The 18,750-nt window shown below is 40.7% G+C and carries 19 protein-coding genes; 12 read left to right on the top strand and 7 right to left on the bottom strand.

Annotated elements, in window-relative coordinates; translation table 11 throughout:
• Positions 1-66: 66 nt before the first annotated feature.
• Both F565_RS0109065 and F565_RS0109070 read left to right on the top strand, forming a co-directional pair.
• On the top strand, positions 67-729 hold the full coding sequence (locus F565_RS0109065; RefSeq protein ID WP_020212903.1) for a DUF5343 domain-containing protein: 663 nt from the start codon (positions 67-69) through the stop codon (positions 727-729).
• Positions 726-1,313 (top strand): Swt1 family HEPN domain-containing protein, encoded by a 588-nt coding sequence (locus F565_RS0109070; protein WP_020212904.1) that lies wholly within the window; start codon positions 726-728, stop codon positions 1,311-1,313. Before F565_RS0109065 ends, F565_RS0109070 begins: the two co-directional genes overlap by 4 nt.
• Before the next feature lie 193 nt (positions 1,314-1,506).
• Here F565_RS0109070 and F565_RS0109080 read toward each other — a convergent pair whose 3' ends face one another.
• Entirely contained in the window at positions 1,507-2,289 is a 783-nt protein-coding gene (locus tag F565_RS0109080) for a glycerophosphodiester phosphodiesterase (protein ID WP_020212906.1), read from the bottom strand.
• A gap of 116 nt (positions 2,290-2,405) precedes the next feature.
• On the opposite strand from F565_RS0109080, the gene F565_RS0109085 reads away from it, so the two are divergent.
• The 4 genes from F565_RS0109085 to F565_RS0109100 all read left to right on the top strand — a co-directional run bounded on the left by F565_RS0109085 (position 2,406) and on the right by F565_RS0109100 (position 5,664).
• Positions 2,406-2,651, top strand: coding sequence for a hypothetical protein (locus tag F565_RS0109085; RefSeq protein ID WP_020212907.1), 246 nt, complete (start codon positions 2,406-2,408; stop codon positions 2,649-2,651).
• The gene (locus F565_RS0109090; protein ID WP_026299975.1) at positions 2,648-3,061 is read left to right on the top strand and encodes a type II toxin-antitoxin system VapC family toxin; all 414 of its coding nucleotides are present in this window, start codon (positions 2,648-2,650) and stop codon (positions 3,059-3,061) included. The genes F565_RS0109085 and F565_RS0109090 overlap by 4 nt, the downstream gene beginning before the upstream one ends.
• A gap of 92 nt (positions 3,062-3,153) precedes the next feature.
• Positions 3,154-4,506, top strand: coding sequence for an oxygen-dependent tRNA uridine(34) hydroxylase TrhO (trhO, locus tag F565_RS0109095; RefSeq protein ID WP_020212909.1), 1,353 nt, complete (start codon positions 3,154-3,156; stop codon positions 4,504-4,506).
• Between the two features lie 222 nt (positions 4,507-4,728).
• Complete coding sequence (locus F565_RS0109100; RefSeq protein ID WP_020212910.1) at positions 4,729-5,664, top strand: L-threonine 3-dehydrogenase; 936 nt, start codon at positions 4,729-4,731, stop codon at positions 5,662-5,664.
• Positions 5,665-5,757: 93 nt separating this feature from the next.
• Here F565_RS0109100 and F565_RS0109105 read toward each other — a convergent pair whose 3' ends face one another.
• Together F565_RS0109105 and F565_RS0109110 are read right to left on the bottom strand one after the other, a co-directional pair.
• Positions 5,758-6,276 carry a nuclear transport factor 2 family protein gene (locus F565_RS0109105; RefSeq protein WP_020212911.1) on the bottom strand — a complete coding sequence of 173 codons (519 nt, stop codon included), beginning with the start codon at positions 6,274-6,276 and terminating at the stop codon, positions 5,758-5,760.
• Positions 6,277-6,351: 75 nt separating this feature from the next.
• Positions 6,352-7,701 carry an ammonium transporter gene (locus F565_RS0109110; protein ID WP_020212912.1) on the bottom strand — a complete coding sequence of 450 codons (1,350 nt, stop codon included), beginning with the start codon at positions 7,699-7,701 and terminating at the stop codon, positions 6,352-6,354.
• A gap of 313 nt (positions 7,702-8,014) precedes the next feature.
• Here F565_RS0109110 and F565_RS0109115 point away from each other — a divergent pair, with 313 nt between their 5' ends.
• Complete coding sequence (locus F565_RS0109115) at positions 8,015-8,254, top strand: hypothetical protein (RefSeq protein ID WP_020212913.1); 240 nt, start codon at positions 8,015-8,017, stop codon at positions 8,252-8,254.
• Between the two features lie 11 nt (positions 8,255-8,265).
• Here the strand turns inward: F565_RS0109115 and F565_RS0109120 are convergent, their stop codons facing one another.
• The gene (locus F565_RS0109120; RefSeq protein WP_020212914.1) at positions 8,266-8,571 is read right to left on the bottom strand and encodes a hypothetical protein; all 306 of its coding nucleotides are present in this window, start codon (positions 8,569-8,571) and stop codon (positions 8,266-8,268) included.
• A 95-nt stretch (positions 8,572-8,666) separates the two neighbouring features.
• On the opposite strand from F565_RS0109120, the gene F565_RS0109125 reads away from it, so the two are divergent.
• A complete protein-coding gene (locus F565_RS0109125; protein WP_020212915.1) occupies positions 8,667-8,873 on the top strand; it encodes a helix-turn-helix domain-containing protein in 207 nt (68 codons plus the stop codon).
• Positions 8,866-10,848, top strand: a complete 1,983-nt coding sequence (locus F565_RS0109130; protein WP_020212916.1) for a DUF2075 domain-containing protein — start codon at positions 8,866-8,868, stop codon at positions 10,846-10,848. The genes F565_RS0109125 and F565_RS0109130 overlap by 8 nt, the downstream gene beginning before the upstream one ends.
• A 153-nt stretch (positions 10,849-11,001) precedes the next feature.
• Here the strand turns inward: F565_RS0109130 and F565_RS0109135 are convergent, their stop codons facing one another.
• Both F565_RS0109135 and F565_RS0109140 read right to left on the bottom strand, forming a co-directional pair.
• On the bottom strand, positions 11,002-11,493 hold the full coding sequence (locus F565_RS0109135) for a hypothetical protein (protein ID WP_020212917.1): 492 nt from the start codon (positions 11,491-11,493) through the stop codon (positions 11,002-11,004).
• 118 nt (positions 11,494-11,611) lie between these two features.
• Positions 11,612-12,070, bottom strand: coding sequence for a hypothetical protein (locus F565_RS0109140; protein ID WP_020212918.1), 459 nt, complete (start codon positions 12,068-12,070; stop codon positions 11,612-11,614).
• A gap of 218 nt (positions 12,071-12,288) precedes the next feature.
• Between F565_RS0109140 and F565_RS21405 the strand changes: the two genes are divergently transcribed.
• The 3 genes from F565_RS21405 (at position 12,289) to F565_RS0109155 (ending at position 17,906) form a co-directional block, all read left to right on the top strand.
• Positions 12,289-13,326 carry a ligase-associated DNA damage response exonuclease gene (locus F565_RS21405; protein ID WP_020212919.1) on the top strand — a complete coding sequence of 346 codons (1,038 nt, stop codon included), beginning with the start codon at positions 12,289-12,291 and terminating at the stop codon, positions 13,324-13,326.
• 302 nt (positions 13,327-13,628) lie between these two features.
• Complete coding sequence (locus F565_RS0109150; RefSeq protein ID WP_020212920.1) at positions 13,629-15,233, top strand: ATP-dependent DNA ligase; 1,605 nt, start codon at positions 13,629-13,631, stop codon at positions 15,231-15,233.
• A 213-nt stretch (positions 15,234-15,446) separates the two neighbouring features.
• Positions 15,447-17,906 (top strand): ligase-associated DNA damage response DEXH box helicase, encoded by a 2,460-nt coding sequence (locus F565_RS0109155; RefSeq protein WP_020212921.1) that lies wholly within the window; start codon positions 15,447-15,449, stop codon positions 17,904-17,906.
• A gap of 70 nt (positions 17,907-17,976) precedes the next feature.
• Here F565_RS0109155 and F565_RS0109160 read toward each other — a convergent pair whose 3' ends face one another.
• Positions 17,977-18,720 (bottom strand): lysophospholipid acyltransferase family protein, encoded by a 744-nt coding sequence (locus tag F565_RS0109160; protein WP_026299976.1) that lies wholly within the window; start codon positions 18,718-18,720, stop codon positions 17,977-17,979.
• Positions 18,721-18,750: the final 30 nt, after the last annotated feature.

Below are 18,750 nucleotides of genomic sequence, written 5' to 3' on the forward strand. Positions count from 1 at the left end.
AATATTTGTGTGTATGTATTTTAGTAGGATTTTTTTGTTAATTTAACAAAATCAAATTAACAATTCATGGCAAAAGAACTTCCTCCGTATGTGAGTGCAACAGGACTACTTCAAGAACTATTTAAAAAAATACAAGAGGCTCCGCCACCATCACGATTTAGTCAAGACTTTTTATTTACTAATTTAAAGTTTAATAAATCCGGCAGTACAATACCTTTTATACCATTTCTGAAAAGAATAGGATTTATAAGTAATGATGGTACTCCCACAGAAATTTACAAACAATTTAGAAATCCAGATATAAAAATTTCCGGTAATGCAATGGCTCAGGCATTTACGATTGCATATAAGGATTTATATTCTCGAAATGAATATTGGCACAAATTATCAAAGGAAGATTTAAAAAATTTCTTAGTCGAGAAGTTAGAATTAGATACTAAAAATGAAGCGTTAAAAAAATTAATAAGTACGATTGAAACTCTTAAGAAATACACTGATTTTGAAAATTTATCTCAAAAACTAAATGAGGTTGTTACTGAATTGGAAAATAAAGAGCCAGAGCCAGAACCTCAAGTAAAAAAAAATACAGCAAAAATTTCACATCAGGATGATAGCATTGATTCTATTAATCTGTCATACACTATTAATCTAAACCTGCCTGAAACTTCGGATATTGCTGTATTCAATGCGATTTTTAAAAGTTTAAAAGAACATCTACTTAAAAAATGAAAAACTTAGGAGAAGAAAATTTAATCAAAGTGTTTGGTGTTACTAATCAGTTTGTTGAGCTTGAACTTGACAAAATTGAGGAAAAATATAATATTGATTTGGGTCGCAAAAAAGCCAAGATAAAGAAAGATACAACATATTACCCGCAATTTGATTTTGAAATTAGGAAAGAAGCGCAATCTATGGCAAAACATTACGAGATATTTTATTGCTTAGAAAAATCTATTAGAGATTTGATTACTACGACTATGGAAACTCCATATGGTGAAAATTGGTGGGATGTAAAAGTAACTCAGGTTGTTAAAGATGAAGTTAAAAAAAGAATGCAGAAAGAAATCGACTCCGGTGTTACTTTAAGATCAAGAGAGCCTTTAGATTTTACTACTTTTGGTGAATTAACAGATATAATAAAATCTAATTGGGTAAGTTTTTCATTGCTTTTTAAAAGTGTAAGGGCTGTTGAAAAAGTAATGTCTAGTTTAAATACTTTAAGAGGTCCAATCGCACATTGTACTTCTTTAGCTGAAGATGAGCAATTAAGATTACAATTGAGTGTTCGAGACTGGTTTAGGTTATTAGAATAAATACAATCGGAATATTTTAATGCACTCAATGGCAGATTGAGCTTTGTCAGTTTGAAGAATAAAAAATATCATTATTAGAAATTGACTTATTGCTTGATTTTGCATCGGTAGCATGCCGGATGCAGAATGAACGAAAAATTTAATGATATTCAATTTTGAGAAATAAAATTTGGTACATTTAAACACAAAACTTTTACGGTTTAGTATATTTTTCCCTCATCACCTCAAACAACAACTCCGGTTCGTTCGTAGTGATATAGTCTGCCTTTTGGTTTAATAATGTTTCCATTTGGGTTTTGTCGTTAGCCGTCCAGGCATTAATGGTTAAGCCTAACGCTTTAGCCTCCTTAATCCAGTCGGGGTGTTCTTTGTAAACGCTGTAATGATAATCAAGGCCGGTATAGCCATCCTGCTTGGCCTGTGCAGGAGCAACGTCTCCGTTTAGGTAGGCCAATTGAGCTTTGGGGCTAAGCTGATGCACCAGTTTGCCTACATCATAACTAAAGCAAATGTATTCTACCTGCTTTTCGGCTTTTAGTTTTTTTATCACGGCAACACTCATTTTAGTAAGCAGGGAGGAACGCTCCGGGTTAACTTCAGATGTTTTAATTTCCAGTATAAGCTTTGTCTTTTTCTGCTTTAATCCCTCACGCAGGTAGGCTTCAAGTGTGGGTATCTTTTCGCTGTTGGGGTGTTGTTTGGTAAGCAGTTCGGCATAGGCGCTGGTTTCTATGGGTAGGCCATAAAAGGTATGGTCGTGGTTCACTACAATAATGCTGTCTTTAGTAAGGTGTACATCAAATTCAGACCCATAACAACCCAAAGCTATTGCCTGCTTTAAAGATGCTATAGAGTTTTCGGGCAGGTTGTTGGTTTTCCACGCACCACGGTGGGCAATAACGCAGTTATTATTTTGCGCAAAGCCTGTAAGGGTAAATAGTAGACAGGCGGTTATAAAGAGTTTAAGGTTTTTCATGTGAAAAATGTGAAATTCAAAAATAGGAAAAAGTTTAGTTTTGGGTGTTAAGACAGGATTAAGGAGAGGGTGCAAATACTTAATCTGGCAATAAATATTTTTTGTATCTTCGTTATATGAAATCTGCAGAAATAAATACAAGTATTATAGAAGGTTATGTTGGGCTTTTAGACAACTTAAGCACAGCAAATAAACTTGACCTTATATCTAAACTAACCAAATCTATAAAAACCGACCTTACCAGGAAAAAAACTTCGTTTGGGAAGGCTTTTGGCGCATTTGATTCTAAAAAAAGTGCAGAACAAATTATTGAAGAAATTCGGGCAAGCAGATTATCAACCAGAGAGATTGAAGAGTTTTGAAATACCTTATTGATACTAATATTGCTATCTTTTATATGAAAGGCAAATTTAGCCTTAATAAAAAGTTTGATGCGTTATCATCTGACGATTGCTACATCTCAGAAATCACACTGGCAGAATTGAAATTTGGAGTTGCAAAAAGTGAAAAGCCGGAAAAGAATAAAAAAGCTTTAAATGACTTTTTAACTGGTGTACAGATACTCCCAATATTTCATTCATTAGATTTATATGCAGATGAAAAAGCAAGGCTGCAAAAAGCGGGAACTCCTATTGATGATTTCGATCTTTTAATTGGTGTAACTTCAGTAACTCATAAGCTTACAATGGTTACTAATAATACAAAACATTTCAGGCAAATAACAAACATTAATTTAGAGGACTGGACTTCTGAAATTGCCGGTACAATTTAAATTTGCCCCATCCTAAAAAATTTCTACCTTTGCAGCGGTTCCGCCATCAGGAGCCATACATATTGATATTTCTTACTTAAAAATTGTATAGCATGCAACTGTTCAACACTTTAAGCGCAGAAGAAAGAACCGCTCTTATAGAAGATAGCGGCAAACAGCGCCTTACGCTGTCTTTCTACGCCTATTCTCACATTACAGATCCCAAACAATTTCGCGATTCGCTTTTTCTTGCCTGGAACCCACTTGAGGTTTTAGGGAGGATATACGTTGCCAAAGAAGGTATTAACGCCCAGCTATCGCTACCGGCAGATCATTTTTACCAGTTTAAAGACCACTTAGATACCATTCCGTTTTTAAAAGATATCCGCCTTAATGTTGCGGTAGAGCAGGACGACCTGTCTTTCCTTAAGCTTACCATTAAGGTGCGCGATAAGGTGGTGGCCGACGGGCTGGACGATGCCTCGTTTGATGTTACCAATAAGGGTATTCACCTTGGGGCAAAGGATTTTAACCAGATGCTGGAAGACCCAAATACTATTGTTGTAGATTTTCGTAATCATTATGAGAGCGAGATAGGACATTTTAGAAATGCCATTACGCCCGATGTGGAAACATTTAGAGAGTCGCTGCCGGTTATAGAGAACCAGCTTGCCGATTATAAAGAAGATAAAAACCTGTTGATGTACTGTACAGGGGGTATTCGTTGCGAAAAGGCATCTGCCTTTTTTAAGCACAAAGGGTTTAAAAATGTGTACCAGCTTGACGGTGGTATTATAGAATATACACGCCAGGTTAAGGCCGAAGGGCTTGAAAGTAAATTTATAGGTAAAAACTTTGTGTTTGATGCCCGCCTTGGCGAGCGCATTACCGACGATATTGTTGCCCAGTGCCACCAGTGCGGCAAACCATGCGACAACCATACTAACTGCGCTAACGAGGCATGCCATTTACTGTTTATTCAGTGCGACGAGTGCAAAGATGCCATGCACAATACCTGTAGTACCGAATGTCTTGAAATTGTGCAGCTGCCGGAAGAGGAGCAAAAGGCACTGCGCCGTGGCATTAACAAAGGCAATATGATTTTTAGAAAAGGAAAATCTGACAAACTTCAGTTTAAACAAAGTGGCGAACTTAGCGATGTGGCTCTTGCCATTGCTCCAAAAGTTAAAGGAACCCGCACCAGGATTAAGAAAACCCTTATAGGCAAAGGCGAACACTATTATCCTAAAGCACAGGTGGGGCAGTTTACCATAGAGCAGGGCGAGCTTAAAATAGGCGACCGTATACTTATATCCGGCCCAAGCACCGGAGAGCAACAGCTAATTGTTGCCGCGCTTCGTGTAAACGGGCAGGAGGGCAGCGTTGCCACCGCGGGTGATAAAGTTACTTTTAACCTACCTTTCAGGATAAGGTTATCAGATAAGTTGTTTAAAATTTTAGAATAATTTATAACATACATAGTTACTAAACCTGCCATTGTGCAGGTTTTTTTATGTTTGAAAATTATATAGAAATATAGGTGTTACGAATCTCAATTTTATAGATTTCAATCAAATACTCTATTATGCATCACAATCTTTCAATACATTGTTATAATAGGATGATATAAAAATGAATTTGATAATTGTAATCGCTTATATTTGCATCATAAAACACACACTATTACCATGTCTAAAATTCTTATTATTGGTGCATGTGGCCAGATAGGCACAGAGCTTACTAAAAAACTACGCAGTATTTATGGCAGCGATGCCGTTGTGGCGGGCGATGTACGTAAAGGCGACCCTGCTTTTGTGGCTTCAGGTCCGTTTGAAGTGGTTAATGCGCTCGACTATAATCAGGTAGAACACGTAATAGAAAAACATGGTGTAGATGAGGTGTACCTAATGGCGGCATTACTTTCGGCTACTGCCGAGAAAAATCCTGCCTTTGCATGGGACCTGAATATGAATTCGCTTTTCCATGTGCTTAACCTTGCCAAAGCCGGTAAGATTAAAAAGATTTTCTGGCCAAGCAGCATTGCCGTTTTTGGGCCTACTACGCCTAAGCAAAATACACCGCAGTTTACCGTTATGGAACCAAGCACGGTGTACGGAATATCTAAGCAAAGTGGTGAGCGCTGGGCAGAATACTACCACAATATTTATGGGGTAGATGTGCGCAGCATACGTTACCCCGGCCTTATAAGCTGGAGTACGCCTCCCGGCGGTGGCACTACAGATTATGCTGTTGATATTTACCACAAAGCCCTGGCAGATGGTAAATATACCTGCTTTTTAAGCGAAGAAACCCGTTTGCCAATGATGTACATGGATGATGCCATTCGCGCTACAATAGAAATTATGCAAGCCCCGGCAGAAGACATAAAGATACGTTCGGCTTATAATTTATCGGCTATGGATTTTACACCTGCCGAGATTGCCAATGCTATTAAAAAAGAAATCCCCAACTTTACTATAGACTACGCGCCTGATTTCCGCCAGAAAATTGCGGATAGCTGGCCGCAAAGTATTGATGATAACAGCGCCCGTACAGACTGGGGCTGGAAGCATGATTTTGACCTGGAAGCAATGACTAAAGATATGCTGGAGCATTTAAGATAGTTTTCAGTCGCAGTCGCAGTTCGCAGCAGTAAAAAAAGGGGATAATGTCTATGCTATGCATACATTATCCCCTTTTAAATTTAAATAGAGCTATTACTTTGAGCGTAGCTTTTCTATAATCGCATCTTCATACTTAGCTTTAGCAGGCAGTACCTCTTTTAAAACTTCGTTTGGTACCGTCATAGAAAGCACATAGTGTTTTATTTTCCAGTCCTTACCCTGTTTTTTTAAAACGCCACTGCCACGGCAAATTTTCATTTGGGTATCAAGCAGCTCGTCAAACCAGGCCGTTTTTCCGTCCTTATCAAAAAATACATGGCGTTCCAGTGCTTTAAAGTTCCACGCCTTGCCCTTGTCAAAGTACGGTTTTGCAAAAGCACTAAACTGTTCTTTACTCCAGTTCTCGGTAGCATCAGTGCCCATGTAATGTCCATCGGCAGCTATCTTATCAAAATAAGCATTATAATCGGCTTTTCCTGCTGCCGCATGCCAATCGTTTAGCAGCGTGTTTATGGTTGCAGTTTCGTCTTTAGTATTAGTAGCCGACGGTTGGTTTACGTACAATGTTGCCGCTATGGATAAGGCTGAAGTAAGCAGGATTAGTTTTTTCATAATATAAGTGTTGACACTAATTTCACAAATTTACACAAAAAAATTCGTGGTAATTATTCAAATTCTTGCCTCTATTTACCCCAGCATTTCATTATGTTGCGATAGGTCAAGGCCCTGCTCTTCGGCTTCTTCCGATACCCGTAGCGGAATAAAGAAGTTAGTTACTTTATACAATACTATTGCCCCAAAGAACGAGAAGGTAGCAACCAGTACCAAAGCTACCATGTGGTGGCCAAAGATATCCCAGCCGCCATGCATAAGGCTTGCGTTTTCGCCTTCTGCAAAAATAGCGGTAAGTATCATTCCCATAATACCACCCACACCGTGGCAGGCAAAAACATCGAGGGTATCGTCAAAACGTTTCAGGCTCTTCCAGTTTACCATCATGTTGCTTACAATCGCAGCAATAAAGCCAAAAAACATGCTTTTAGGCACCGATACAAAACCCGCAGCGGGTGTAATAGCCACAAGCCCTACCACTGCCCCTATACAAGCCCCAAGTGCCGAAACCTTGCGCCCGTTAATACGGTCAAAAAACACCCACGTAAGCATTGCCGAAGCCGATGCTATGGTTGTTGTAGCAAATGCCATAGCCGCAGTATGGTTTGCCGCTAATGACGAACCGGCATTGAACCCAAACCACCCAAACCATAACAAACCGGTGCCCAACAGCACAAACGGAATGTTAGTAGGTATATATTCTAAATGCTTGCGCTTGCCAATAACAAGTACCCCGGCAATGGCGGCAAACCCGGCGCTCATGTGTACCACGGTACCTCCGGCAAAATCTTTAACGTGAAAGTAGCTGCCTAAAAGCCCGTTAGGGTGCCAAACCATGTGGCACAACGGTGCATATATACATATAGAGAACAGGCAAATGAATAACAGGAATGATACAAAACGGATACGTTCGGCAAGGGCACCTGTAATAATTGCAGGAGTAATAATTGCAAACTTCATCTGGAAAAGGGCGAACAATATAAACGGAATTGTAGTTGCCATTTTAGAATTGGGGTGCTCATCTACATAATCAAAAAAAGCAAAGTCGGTAGGGTTGCCTATAAGGCCATAATGTGTACCGTCTATAGTGATACCAAGTGGACTGCCAAATGACAGGCTAAAACCAACTGTTACCCACAGCAGGCTGATAACACCAAGGCAGATAAAACTTTTAAGCATGGTGCTTATTACGTTTTTTCGGCCCACCATACCGCCATAAAAAAAGGCAAGGCCGGGTGTCATGAGCAGCACAAGGCACGAAGCCGTAAGCAGCCAGGCAACATCGGCAGGAACAATAGTATCGGTGCTGTTAAAATCAGCATTTGGCGCACTAATTGCGGCGTGATCCCAAAATAAACCTGTTATGGCTACGGCTGCAGTAATTGCAAAAGCTACTATCCAGCGTTTTTCAAGTTGTTTTTCCATTATACCCTATAAATTTATGGGGTCAAAAATATAAAAATTAAGTTAAAGAGTTGCAGTAGTGGTAAAATTTATGGGGTCTAAATTTATAGTTGTATATTATTGGATTTTTAGATTCAGGAATATCACTGACGAATGAATAAAGTTAACGAATTTTTAGTGATATTCAGGCTAACCATTTAAATTTCAAATTCGTAAGAGAATACATCTGTATTATGCGTGCATAAAAAAGTTAATAACTTAACAAAATGGTTACGTTTTATGTCGATTTTTTTACAATATTGCACGTAATTATTGCAATCAAATAAATGTAGGTATGGACGAATTACTAAACACCGTAGAAGCTAATAAACTATTTGAAGCTATTGCCGATATTGCCTTTATTGCCGGGCAAAAAGGTTTTGCATCGGGCGACTCCCGCGAAGATATTGCCGAATTTATCCGTTGGGCCCACGAGTTTGAAACCGTGCACGAAGACACCAACTGGGACGAAATAGATTACGTTACCGCTATGGAAGCTTTTACATTGAACAAGTTGAGGATTGATTTGCAGTAGGGAAAGATTAATTAATCTAATAATATCCTGTCTAATAAGTCTTCAATAGCTAAACCTGAATAAGGCGGCTCTTCTGTTATTTCTATATTTTCAAATTCATGCCATTCATGATCATCTTCATTTTTCGTATCGAAAAATAAAGATGGCACTCCCCATTTAGTAGTCTCAAAAAATTCTCTGTCAATCAAATTCTTTTTAACTATATCTGTAATTAAAGCTGTAGATATGTTATTTGGATTTGATAAAATGATATTGCCAAACTGCTTGTAGTTACCTGTGTCTCTGTATAGGTAATTGAATTTTATATTGGTGGGCATGGCTGTTCTTACTTTATATTATATCCATCAAAGATACGAAATACCCTGACTGGACTCCGTTGTTTTATAGTCTGCATTTTTCAACATTTGTTAATATGGATGTAAAGCTAAAATTCGGACTTAAAATAAAAGAGCTAAGAAAGCAAAAAGGCATTTCTCAAGAGAAACTTGCTAACTTGGCTGAGATTGACCGGACATACTTACCAACAATAGAAAAAGGTGAACGTAATGTCTCAATTATAGTCATTGAAAAATTAGCCAATGCTTTAGGTGTAACAATTAGAGACTTATTTGATGAATAGGGCTTACTATATTGCTCCGATAATTGACTTTTTCAATGAAGATTCAGATAATATTTACGGAAAAATCTCTGGAAATTTCGATTTAAATAGCCAGTCTATTCAGCAATCTAACGCATGGAAAAGTCAGATAAGAATACTTAAAGGTGCTCTTGAGGGTTTTCAAGGAAAGATTTATTTTGAGTTTACCATTCCGCGCATGGGCAAGCGTGTTGACAACATCGTTATAATTGATAATTGTATTTTTATAATCGAGTTTAAAATTGGCTCGGCTGTCTACGATAATTACGCCAAAGAACAAGCTTTTAATTATGGGCTTGATATGAATAACTTTCATGAAGGTAGCCATAATAAAATTATAGTTCCTATTCTCGTAGCCGACATAGCTCCGGAATTTCATAATAACTATTATAGAAGTTTCGATAATTTATACGATACTATTAATTCTAATTCGGCCAATTTATCTAAAATTATAAGTGATACATTATCATACTTTAAAGATAGTGAAACGATTGATGTAGATTATTGGGAAAACTCAATATACAAACCAACTCCAACTATTATAGAGGCAGCTACGGCGCTTTACAAAAAACATAATGTAGAAGAAATCTCAAGGAGTGATGCGGGAGCCGAAAATTTATCAGTTACATCAGAATGTATATCTGAGATCATTGATTTTTCAAAAGTCAATAATAGGAAATCAATTTGCTTTATAACTGGCGTTCCTGGCGCAGGCAAAACGTTAGCAGGATTAAACATTGCGAATTTGCGAACTAACTACAATGATGAAGAACATGCTGTGTTTTTATCGGGTAACGGTCCTCTTGTTGATGTTTTAAGAGAAGCATTAGCAAGAGATAAAGTTAAAACAGGTAAAGAAAAGAATCTTACAATTACAAAATCTGCTGCATCATCCCAGGTAAAATCATTTATACAAAACATTCATCATTTTAGGGATGCATCAATTAGAGATATGCTAAATCCTCCAATTGAAAAAGTAACAATTTTTGATGAAGCACAACGGGCATGGACACAAGAGCAGGCATCTAATTTCATGAAGCGAAATAAAGGAATTCCTGATTTTAATAAATCAGAACCCGAATTTCTTATAGATGTAATGAACAGACATAAAGATTGGTGTACAATAGTTTGCTTGATTGGTGGCGGTCAGGAAATAAATACGGGTGAGGCAGGATTAGAAGAGTGGATAAGGCCATTTGGAAAGTCATTTGTTGATTGGAACATTTACTATTCCTCTAAGATAACTGAAGATGCAAATTATATCAGAGACGGAAATACACTTACTATATTAGAAAACAGAAATGCTACAAAAAAAGCTGAATTGCATTTATCAGTATCATTACGATCATTCAGGAGTGCTCAACTTTCAAATTTTATTCAAGAAATTATAAGCAACAACGCTATTCAGGCTTTAGATATTTACAATAAATTTATTAAAAAAGATTATCCAATAGCTATAACGAGAAATTTAGATACTGCAAGAAATTGGTTAAGAAATAAAGCAAAAGGTACGGAGCGTACAGGTATTGTAGCATCTTCTGGAGCAATACGCTTAAGGCCATTTGGTTTAAATGTCAAAGCTAAAATAGATGCACCTATCTGGTTTCTTAATGATAAAGACGATATCAGATCTTCCTATTTTCTTGAAGAGGTTGCTACAGAATTTGATATACAAGGATTAGAGCTTGACTGGACTTGTGTAGCTTGGGACGGTGATCTTTTCTATGATAATAGCAAATGGAATTATAGAAAATTTAAGGGTACGAAATGGCAAAATATTAGTAGTCCTGATATTATAAATTATCTTATAAATTCATACAGAGTGCTGCTAACAAGAGCGAGACAGGGAATGATAATTTACATTCCAGATGGTAACCCGGAAGATATCACAAGGCCAAATTACATATATGATGGTACCTTTGAGTTTTTTAAGAATATAGGTATTGAAGAAGTTTAAACAATGAGTCAATCGGCCCGCCTACTATTGGCCTCATAAAAATTTATATATCAACAAAATTTACTGTAAGAAAACATGGCATAAACAAAAAACGCCAACCTTTCGGTTAGCGTTTAGCACAAAAAAACCAGCTCTCGCCGGTTTATAAATATTTTAATGTTTGCCTTTTCCGTGACCATTGCCATTTCCTTTGCTCTTGCCGTTGCCTTTATTTGCATTTACGTTACCGGGGTGGTGGGTAACACCTTTTTTAGCGAGTCCCGGAGGTACTCCAATATTTTTTTGTGCCGGACCCTTATATCCTTTAGGGTACTTAGCTTTATGGGTCTTGTAATATACGTAAGGTGTTGCATCTCTGTAATCAGTAATTACAACCTTGTAACCATTATAAAGGTTATATGTTCTATAGGCAGGCGGCAGCGCAGTGGCGCGAATCCAGTTTCCGTTATTTACATAAATATACTGAGATGTATTAATATCGTAGTAAGTATCTATGTCGGGCAGGTAGTAATAGCGCACATCGCTGTATCCGGCAGGTCCCCATGCCGGTGGCGAACCTATGTTAACATTAACAGACACCTGGGCCTGAGACAAGGAAGTACTTATAAAAAGCAACCCCAAAATTAAATACTTAAAAGTTTTCATAATAATAATTTTGTTAGTTGTACTGTGTGAAAATCAGTATGAAGTTAAGTTTTAAATTTTATAGTTCTCTAAAAATTAGTAAGAACTTGCTTAATATGTAAATGAGTGGTTGCTATTTTTAATGCCTTCCGTGGTGGCCATGTCCATAACCATGGCCGGGATTGCCATGATGCTTTACAGCTTTGTAATGATGCCTTGGGCCAGAAACGTAGGCAACAGGCCTGCCGGTTCTGTAAACGCGTGGGTATCTTTTTACATAAGCAGCATGGTGTATATAAGGCGCATTGCCATTATAATTAGCCACAACTACTTTAGGGCCCCTAAAGTTATAAGTTCTGTAGGTAGGGGGAAGGGCGCGTGAACGTATCCATCGTTTATTGCTTACATACACATACTGGTTAGCACTAACATCATAATACGTAGCAATATCGGGCAGGTAATAGTAGCGGGCGGTAGGGGCGGCTTCGGCAACCCACACCGGCGGCGCGCCTATATTTACATTTACAGATACCTGTGCCTGTGCAAGAGCACCCATAAAGAGCGCTAAACCTAAAAGTAATTTTCTGACTGATTTCATGGCCTTTCTGTTTTTAAGGTTATTAAACTTTGTAAAATGTAATTGTAAGTCTTTCTTACACCCTACCTAAAACTGCGCCACTTTTTGGGCAAAGCTCCTGTTTAAGAAAATTTTAATATTTGTACATAGAAATCCTATTCCACAAACGTTAAACTTCCCTCAATCCCACACCATTAAAAAGAAGGACTGTGTAACTTTATAAGTATATATTTCATAATATGAAACAGCCCCTTTTGGCTTTTAACGATAAAGGCATTTACTGCGCCCAGGCAAACGTATACCTCGACCCGTGGCGCCCGGTAGATAATGCCATAATATCTCACGGCCATAGTGACCACTCACGCTGGGGCCATAAAAATTATATTACGCATCATACTAATGTGCCCATTATTAGGCACCGCCTGGGCGAAATTAACGTTACCGGTAAAAACTGGGGCGAAACCTTTACCATAAACGGGGTTATGTTTTCGTTGCATCCTGCCGGCCACATTATAGGCAGTGCCCAGATAAGGGTAGAATATAAAGGCGAGGTTTGGGTATTTACGGGCGATTATAAGACTGAAGACGATGGCATTTCAGTACCCTATGAAGTCGTAAAATGCAACACTTTTATAACAGAGAATACCTTTGGGCTGCCGGCGTTTAAGTGGCTTCCGCAGGCTGAGGTTATGGACGATGTAAACAATTGGTGGGCACAAAACAGGGCCGAAGGTAAAACATCGGTGCTTTTTGGCTATACCCTTGGCAAAGCACAGCGTTTGCTTAAATATCTTGATCCCAATATTGGCAAGATTTATACCCACGGTGCGGTAGAGAACATGACGCAGGTGCTGCGGCAATTTGTTGATTTTCCTGCTACCGAAAGGATAACCAGCGAAACAAAGAAAGATACTTTTCCGGGCAGTATAGTGCTTGCCCCGCCCAGCGCACACGGCAGTACATGGATTAGAAAAATGACGCCTTACGTAACAGGGTCGGCAAGCGGGTGGATGGCTTTTCGCGGTGCAAGGCGCAGGCGCGCTATAGATAAAGGCTTTGTAATGAGCGACCATTGCGACTGGCAGGGACTGCTGGAAAGCATTAAGGCTACCGGTGCCGAAAAGATTATTTGCACCCACGGCTACAGCGACATTTTTAGTGCCTACCTGCGGGAGCAGGGCTATGATGCACGTACCGAAAAAACACAATATGAAGGTGATGAGGGCGAAACAGATAACAGTGGAGCCCCGGCCGAAATAGCTGATGAAGAGTTGTAATTGAAGTCGGATGTTTAAAAAGTTTGATGTCCGATGCTTAAGCCACCATAAGTGAAGCTCGCTCCCCTCTCCTTCGGAGAGGGGCTGGGGGAGAGGACTTCAAGCATTTATGTCATGCTGACGAAGGAAGCATCTTTGTTGAGATCTTCGACTCCGCTTCGCTTAGAATGAAATACACACTATGCAGCTTACTCCCCTCTCCTTCGGAGAGGGGTTGGGGGTGAGGTTTAATAAAATAGAATTAACTCAATGTAGCTCTCTCCTCTCTCCTTCTGAGAGGGTTGGGGGTGAGGTCTAAATAAATGAAAAATTTCAGCCAACTTATAAAAGCCCTCGACAGCTCTAACAAAACATCGGTTAAGGTAGATGCACTTACAGAGTATTTTCGCAATGCCAGCGATACCGACAGGGTGTGGACCATAGCGATCCTTTCGCACCGCCGCCCGCCAAGGCCGGTTAACACTACGCTGCTGCGCATGTGGGCAACTGAGCTGGCTAACATTCCGCTATGGTTGTTTGAGGAGTCGTACCATATTGTAGGCGACCTTGCCGAGACTATAGCATTGGTTATTCCTACCACAAAAAACCAATCAGACAAAAGCCTTACGGAATTTGTGGAGGAAATGATATCCCTTAAAAAAAAGACCGACGATGAAAAGCGCGATTACCTGCACAGCAATTGGCTGGCGCTTAATTATTACGAACGTTTTGTATTTACCAAGCTCATAACGGGAAGTTTCAGGATTGGTGTGAGTCAGAAATTAATGACCCGAGCCCTTAGCAAAGCAACGGGGGTAGACGAAGATATACTGGCCTATAAGCTTATGGGCGACTGGGATCCGAAAGCCATCAGTTTTCAAAGCCTTGTTATAGACGAAAGGTCGCAGGATGCATACTCTAAACCGTACCCGTTTTATCTGGCGTATGGTTTGGAGGGCGAACCCGAAAGCCTGGGCGATGTAAGCCAATGGAGTGCCGAGCATAAATGGGATGGAATCAGGTCGCAAACTATCATTCGCGATGGTCACATGTATGTATGGAGCCGCGGAGAAGAACTGGTAACCGATAAATATCCTGAATTTGAAAAACTGCTGGGCATTATTCCTGATGGTACAGTTATAGATGGCGAAATACTGCCGTGGGTAGAGGGTGCTGTGGGTACGTTTAACGATTTACAAACACGTATCGGCCGAAAAACCGTATCGGCAGCATTGCTTAAAAAGACCCCGGTTATTATTAAAGCCTACGATATTTTAGAATGGCAGGGCGAAGACATTCGGCAGAAACCTTATATAGAGCGCAGAAAGATTTTAGAGCAACTCTACGAAGGTATTAAGGATTACGAGTTACCCATCCAATTATCTGAAAGAATAACATTTGATAGTTGGGATGATGCCATGCACGAAAAAGCAAAATCGCGCGAACTGCGCAGCGAGGGGCTGATGTTTAAAAGGCTGGATTCACCTTACCTCGTGGGCCGCAAAAAAGGCGACTGGTGGAAATGGAAACTCGAACCTTTTAGTATCGATGCTGTGCTTACGTATGCTATGCGGGGCAGCGGCCGCCGTGCTACCCTCTTTACCGATTATACTTTTGCGCTTTGGGAAGATAAAGAAGATGGCACCCGCGAGTTGGTTACGTTTGCAAAAGCCTATTCCGGTTTAACCGATGCCGAATTCAGGATGGTAGACGATTATATCAAGAAAAATACATTGGACAGATTCGGACCCGTGCGAAGCGTAACCCCTAAACTGGTTTTCGAGATAGGTTTTGAAGGCATTGCTTTTTCCGGCAGGCACAAGAGCGGCGTAGCAACACGCTTTCCGCGGATACTCCGCTGGCGGCACGACAAAAAGATAGATGAGGCAAACAGTATACAGGATTTGAAGGATATGATTCCGAAATAAATCAGATACGAATTACACGAATTGCACCAATTAATGATGAGTGCGTTTTCCATTTCGACCGCAGCGCAGCGAAGTCGAGAAATCTCTAAAGTCCAAGATTAGCCTATAAGAGATGTCTCAATTGCGTTGCACTTCATTCGACATGGAACACCGCTTCTTCTTTTGAGGTGACTGCGGCAGAGTAAGCCCTACAACCATCAACCAACAACAAATATGAACAGGGAACAGCTTTTTGATATAGCAGCCGGATGGTTTGAGAGCCGGGGATGGAAACCTTTTCCGTTCCAGACCCAAACGTGGACGGCTTTTTTGCAGGGCAAACACGGACTTCTTAATGCCCCTACGGGCAGCGGGAAAACGTATGCCTTGTGGCTGCCTGTGGTGCTCGACTATATTAAAAAGAACCCCAACTATAAAACCAAACGTACTCCCGGGCTTAAAGCCATCTGGATCACTCCGCTGCGGGCATTATCAGTAGAGATTAAACAGGCGGCCGAACGTGTGGCTGACGATTTGGGCACAGGACTAACCGTAGGAATTCGTACCGGAGATACATCTGCCGCTGAGCGTGCCAAACAAAAAAAGTCAATGCCCGATTTGCTCGTTACCACGCCCGAAAGCCTGCAACTTATGTTAGCAACAAAGGGTTACGAAACCATTTTTAAAACCTGTGGTGCGATTATAATAGACGAATGGCATGAACTATTGGGGACCAAGCGCGGTGTGCAGACAGAATTAGGCCTAAGCCGTTTACGTAACATCGCACCTAAAATGCGCATTTGGGGGATATCGGCAACCATTGGTAACCTGCAGCAGGCAATGGAAGTATTGTTAGGCCCGCATTCTCAAGCATTAAACAATGCCGTTATGATACGGGCGCACATCAATAAAAAAATAAATGTAATATCTGTAATACCAGATAAAATGGATGCCTACCCGTGGCGCGGGCACATGGGGCTACACCTGATAGACGAGGCGGCGAAGATAATTAAAGGGAGCCGCACTACGTTATTGTTTTGCAATACCCGCGCCCAGTGCGAACTTTGGTACCAGGCATTGTTAGACAAGCACCCGGAATTTGCAGGCGACCTTGCCATGCACCACGGCAGCATAAGCCGCGACAGCAGGCAGTGGGTAGAGCAGGCCATTCGCGATGAGCAGCTTCGTGCGGTGGTTTGCACATCAAGCCTTGACCTTGGGGTAGATTTTGCCCCTGTAGAAACAGTAGTGCAAATAGGCGGGCCTAAGGGTGTGGCGCGATTTTTACAACGCGCCGGCCGTAGTGGGCACAGCCCCGGTAAAGACAGCAACATTTACTTTTTGGCAACCCATGCCATAGAATTGGTAGAAGCGTCTGCATTACGCCGTGCCGTGCAGGAAACGGTAGTAGAAGACCGCGTGCCTTACCTTAATAGCTGGGATGTACTCGTGCAGTACCTTGTTACCCTTGCAGTGTCGGACGGGTTTTATCCCGATAAGATATTTCATGAAGTAAAAAGTACCTTCTGCTTTCAGGGGATGAACGAAGATGACTGGCAGTTTTGCCTCAACTTTATAACGCAGGGAAGCCAGAGCCTGCAGGCGTATGACGAATACAAGAAGGTAGAGATAGAGGCCGACGGTACCTTTAAGGTAAACAGCAAGGCCATTGCGCTGCGCCACCGTATGCAAATGGGTACTATTGTGGGCGACTCTGTAATGAATGTAAAGTTTCTTGGCGGCGGTTACCTTGGCAGTATAGAGGAATGGTTTATATCTAAACTAAACCCGGGCGATACCTTTATTTTTGCCGGAAGAAAACTGGAGCTTTACCGTGTTAAAAATATGGAAGTACTGGTACGCATGGCAAGCCCCGGTGCTAAGGCAATGCATGCAAGCTGGATGGGAGGGAGGCTAACACTATCTGCACAAATGAGCGAACTGCTGCGGGAAGAATTGTATGCCGCCAATACCGATACCATGACCCGCGAACTCCGCGCGCTTACCCCCATGTTTACCCGACAGCGCAAAGAAAGTATAGTGCCCAATGCCGACCAATTTTTAATTGAAACGTTTAAGACCCGCGAGGGTTACCATGCTATATTTTACCCGTTTGAAGGGCGTTTTGTACATGAGGCGCTGGCGAGCTTAATGGCTTACCGCATAAGTTTGCTTACTCCCATCACATTTTCATTGGCATATAATGATTATGGTTTTGAATTACTGAGCGACCAGGAAATAGACATGCAGCAGGTATTGGATAACGACCTTTTTACACCCCGCCACCTGCATGCCGATTTGCAGCACAGCCTTAACGCAACTGAGATGGCACGCCGAAAGTTTCGGGATATTGCCGTAATTGCAGGATTGGTATTTACAGGTTATCCCGGCAAGGTGGTTAAAACGAAACATTTGCAAAGCGGGTCGCAACTGATATTTGAAGTATTCAGGGATTATGAGCCGGACAATCTTTTATTCCGGCAGGCATACCGCGAAACTTTTGAACACCAGCTCGAAGAAGGACGTTTGCTTTTGGCACTGGAGCGCATTCAGCGTCAGGAAATTGTATGGAAACCGTGCCAAAAGCCCACACCTTTCAGTTTTCCTGTAATTACTGACAGGCTTCGCGAAAAATTATCAAGCGAAACACTTGCAGACAGAATTAAAAAAATGACGGCGAGTTATATGAAGTAAATTTAGGTTGCTGCGTTTGTAACTTGTCAAATTCTCTTTATTATCATAAAACAAGCCTCAAATTTTCAAATTATTGCTTTGTGTATTCCACAAGTTGGTTATAAATAACCTGCCTTACCTTTTCTTTAAGTTCTTTCCTGTCGTCGGTCGTTAAACCTTTAGTTTCTATAAAATGATGCACTTTAGCCCGCATAATGCCGGGGCTTCCGCTAAAAAAGGTAAACGAAAAACGTTTTTTATTATCGGCAAATGTCATAGGTACAATAGGTATCTGGTGGTCTACTGCCAGTCTAAACGCGCCGTCTTTAAACTCGTCCAGTAACACATTTTCATCTTCAGGCACACCGCCTTCAGGAAAAATACAAACGCTTAGCCCTCGGTTTAGCCTGTTTTGCGCCTGGGCAAATACATCTACCCTGCTTTTAGAGTTATTGCGGTCTACAAGTATAGAACTCTTGCGGTAAAAAAAGCCAAAAACGGGAATCTTTGTCAGCTCTGCCTTGCCCACAAAAACAAATGGGTTCTTAGATATTACAAGCATCAGCATAATATCTGTCATAGAGGTGTGGTTAGCCACCAGCATATAGCTTTTGCCTTTTACCATTTGCTGTTCGCGTTCAATTTTATAGTAAAAGCCCATACCATACAGTATGAACTTTGCCCAAAAGCGTGCCAGTACAAAAAAAATGGGATAGGTAGCATCAAACGATACCGATAAAATAAGAAATGGAGAAAGCAGAAGTATGGGTATAGCCATAACTATATAAAACCAAATGCGCCATAGCGTCCATAAAAAATACTTTACCACTTTCATATAGCCCAAATGTAAGAATTCAAACCTTAA

The sequence above is a fragment of the Flavobacterium rivuli WB 3.3-2 = DSM 21788 genome (assembly GCF_000378485.1).
GTDB classification, from domain to species: Bacteria; Bacteroidota; Bacteroidia; order Flavobacteriales; family Flavobacteriaceae; genus Flavobacterium; species Flavobacterium rivuli.

Excerpts from the sequence above, each read along its gene's own strand:
- F565_RS0109065 (WP_020212903.1), top strand. The coding sequence starts at position 67 with ATGGCAAAAGAACTTCCTCCGTATGTGAGTGCAACAGGACTACTTCAA.
- F565_RS0109070 (WP_020212904.1), top strand. The coding sequence starts at position 726 with ATGAAAAACTTAGGAGAAGAAAATTTAATCAAAGTGTTTGGTGTTACT.
- F565_RS0109080 (WP_020212906.1), bottom strand. The coding sequence starts at position 2,289 with ATGAAAAACCTTAAACTCTTTATAACCGCCTGTCTACTATTTACCCTT.
- F565_RS0109085 (WP_020212907.1), top strand. The coding sequence starts at position 2,406 with ATGAAATCTGCAGAAATAAATACAAGTATTATAGAAGGTTATGTTGGG.
- trhO (WP_020212909.1), top strand. The coding sequence starts at position 3,154 with ATGCAACTGTTCAACACTTTAAGCGCAGAAGAAAGAACCGCTCTTATA.
- F565_RS0109100 (WP_020212910.1), top strand. The coding sequence starts at position 4,729 with ATGTCTAAAATTCTTATTATTGGTGCATGTGGCCAGATAGGCACAGAG.
- F565_RS0109105 (WP_020212911.1), bottom strand. The coding sequence starts at position 6,276 with ATGAAAAAACTAATCCTGCTTACTTCAGCCTTATCCATAGCGGCAACA.
- F565_RS0109110 (WP_020212912.1), bottom strand. The coding sequence starts at position 7,701 with ATGGAAAAACAACTTGAAAAACGCTGGATAGTAGCTTTTGCAATTACT.
- F565_RS0109115 (WP_020212913.1), top strand. The coding sequence starts at position 8,015 with ATGGACGAATTACTAAACACCGTAGAAGCTAATAAACTATTTGAAGCT.
- F565_RS0109120 (WP_020212914.1), bottom strand. The coding sequence starts at position 8,571 with ATGCCCACCAATATAAAATTCAATTACCTATACAGAGACACAGGTAAC.
- F565_RS0109125 (WP_020212915.1), top strand. The coding sequence starts at position 8,667 with ATGGATGTAAAGCTAAAATTCGGACTTAAAATAAAAGAGCTAAGAAAG.
- F565_RS0109130 (WP_020212916.1), top strand. The coding sequence starts at position 8,866 with ATGAATAGGGCTTACTATATTGCTCCGATAATTGACTTTTTCAATGAA.
- F565_RS0109135 (WP_020212917.1), bottom strand. The coding sequence starts at position 11,493 with ATGAAAACTTTTAAGTATTTAATTTTGGGGTTGCTTTTTATAAGTACT.
- F565_RS0109140 (WP_020212918.1), bottom strand. The coding sequence starts at position 12,070 with ATGAAATCAGTCAGAAAATTACTTTTAGGTTTAGCGCTCTTTATGGGT.
- F565_RS21405 (WP_020212919.1), top strand. The coding sequence starts at position 12,289 with ATGAAACAGCCCCTTTTGGCTTTTAACGATAAAGGCATTTACTGCGCC.
- F565_RS0109150 (WP_020212920.1), top strand. The coding sequence starts at position 13,629 with ATGAAAAATTTCAGCCAACTTATAAAAGCCCTCGACAGCTCTAACAAA.
- F565_RS0109155 (WP_020212921.1), top strand. The coding sequence starts at position 15,447 with ATGAACAGGGAACAGCTTTTTGATATAGCAGCCGGATGGTTTGAGAGC.
- F565_RS0109160 (WP_026299976.1), bottom strand. The coding sequence starts at position 18,720 with ATGAAAGTGGTAAAGTATTTTTTATGGACGCTATGGCGCATTTGGTTT.